This is a genomic window from Vibrio sp. Vb1337, from assembly GCF_033338715.1.
In the GTDB taxonomy this organism is placed as follows: Bacteria; Pseudomonadota; Gammaproteobacteria; order Enterobacterales; family Vibrionaceae; genus Vibrio; species Vibrio alginolyticus.
On the sequence record NZ_JAWOTD010000056.1, the window covers coordinates 1 to 1,976 of the forward strand.

The window sequence follows — 1,976 nt, forward strand, 5'->3', positions numbered from 1 at the left end:
ATACCGTCATCGTGATGCGTGGGGTAAAGATGTTGCGGTTGGTAAGACGCTGGTTTCTAGTGCACTTATTGGCCGAGTAGTAGCCGTCTTAGGTCGCGAACTGTGTGAAGTGCCTGTCGGCTTCAAGTGGTTTGTCGATGGCCTTTACACTGGCAAGTTTGGTTTTGGTGGTGAAGAGAGCGCTGGTGCCTCTTTCCTACGTAAAGATGGAACACCATGGTCAACAGACAAAGACGGCATCTTACTATGTTTGTTAGCGGCAGAGATTACTGCGGTAACGGGTAAAAACCCACAAGAGTACTACGAAGAGCTTGCCGCTAAACACGGTGAGTCTAAGTACAATCGTATTCAAGCTGTAGCGAATGGACCTCAAAAAGATGTGTTGAAGAAACTGTCGCCAGAAATGGTTGCAGCAGAAACACTGGCAGGTGATCCGATTACGGCGCGTCTAACACACGCTCCTGGTAACGGTGCGGCGATTGGCGGATTGAAAGTGACGACTGAAAATGGTTGGTTTGCTGCTCGTCCATCGGGTACGGAAGACATCTACAAAATCTATTGTGAGAGCTTCAAGGGTGAAGAACACCTAAAACAAATTGAAGCTGAAGCACAAGAGATTGTGAATCAAGTATTTGCAGCTGCAGGTTTGTAATTAAACCTACTCTGACAAAAAGGCGACCAGATGGTCGCCTTTTTTACAACTCGTCGTTAACTCTCTATTTATGAGCCTTTGGATTTTGTGGCCAATTATCTGGCACGATAAACCAGAACTCGCCATCTGCTGTTTGTGCATGCTCAAATCGCTCCATTGGTTTTTCAATCGGCTGAGAAAAATCATCCGTACCAATAGCCCAGTAGGGTTTGCTTAAGTGGTAAAGCGGTTTATTGATCAAACTCCATTGGCTTTGATAACACCAATATCCACTGATTTGGCTTGGATTGAGAGCAAAGCCTAAGCACTCTTTCGGTGGTACTTCATTAGAAAATGGATTGATGTAAAGTCGCCCTTGCATCAACAAGCGTTCCTTTGGAGACTGATCCAGAGGAAGCATTTGTCTAAATTCAGGCCTTTCGCTCATTTTCAATTGGTGGGAGAGCATTCTATCCAGTTTTGTATGCAATTGATCGTGCGCGTTAGGGCCATACCAAACACCTTCATGTAAAAGATAAAACTTAATCGCTACTTCCCAATGTTCTAGTTGGTCCAATGTTCTATTTTTAAGTATGAGATCTATCGCACCGATGGTTTTTCCGTCGCTATCGTTGAGTTGAATTTCTTCTGCAACAATTTCATATTGTTCTGAATTCGCAAGTGCAGCGGTACATAAATGCTGATACAAAAAACCCAGTCTCGGGTTCCCTTGGTACTCTGCAGATTCATCCAGAGGTTTAATCGATAAGTCTTCCAATGTTGCGAAAGGAGGGAGCAACTGAAAAAGAGGAGGAGAAGAGGTGATCCATTGATAAAGACGTTGCAGTTGATTCATCCTGATTCCTTAGTGATGTTGATAAAGCAGCGAGCCTCGTTATTGTAACTAAATTTGGTTAGTAGAATAGGGTAGCTAGCATCAGTGTCATAGTTCGATATACACTTTGAGGTACTCGCTCGAAATTGGAAGTGATAATGAATAATTTACAGTTAGAAAAGATTCTCAACAGCAAACTCTCGCCCGAGTTAATTAAAGATTACGCGCCAAATGGCTTACAGGTTGAAGGCTGTCCACAGATCAAGCGCGTAGTTACTGGAGTTACTGCTTCTCAAGCATTAATTGATAAAGCGATTGAACTCAGAGCCGATGCGTTATTGGTCCACCATGGTTATTTTTGGAAAGGGGAGCCAGAACCCATTCGCGGTATGAAAGGTAAGCGCATTCGTAGCCTAATTAAAAGTGACATTAATCTGTACGGCTACCATCTACCGCTCGACATTCATACTGAACTTGGTAAAAACGCAGAGCTTGCTCGTCTTCTTGATA

The 1,976-nt window shown here is 43.6% G+C and carries 2 protein-coding genes and 1 pseudogene; 2 read left to right on the forward strand and 1 reads right to left on the reverse strand.

Translation table 11 applies throughout. From position 1 onward, the window contains the following. Window positions 1–652: pseudogene (locus R7E42_RS23755) on the forward strand (phosphoglucomutase, alpha-D-glucose phosphate-specific); the annotation flags it as partial. Between the two features lie 64 nt (window positions 653–716). On the opposite strand, the gene R7E42_RS23760 reads toward R7E42_RS23755, so the two are convergent. Beyond that, window positions 717–1,487, reverse strand: coding sequence for a DUF1853 family protein (locus R7E42_RS23760; RefSeq protein ID WP_318073055.1), 771 nt, complete (start codon window positions 1,485–1,487; stop codon window positions 717–719). Between the two features lie 137 nt (window positions 1,488–1,624). Between R7E42_RS23760 and R7E42_RS23765 the strand changes: the two genes are divergently transcribed. Continuing rightward, window positions 1,625–1,976 (forward strand): Nif3-like dinuclear metal center hexameric protein (locus R7E42_RS23765; protein ID WP_318073056.1); only part of this gene is annotated, 352 nt, incomplete at its 3' end.

Coding starts and splice junctions, on each gene's coding strand:
- R7E42_RS23760 (WP_318073055.1), bottom strand. CDS start 1,487: ATGAATCAACTGCAACGTCTTTATCAATGGATCACCTCTTCTCCTCCT.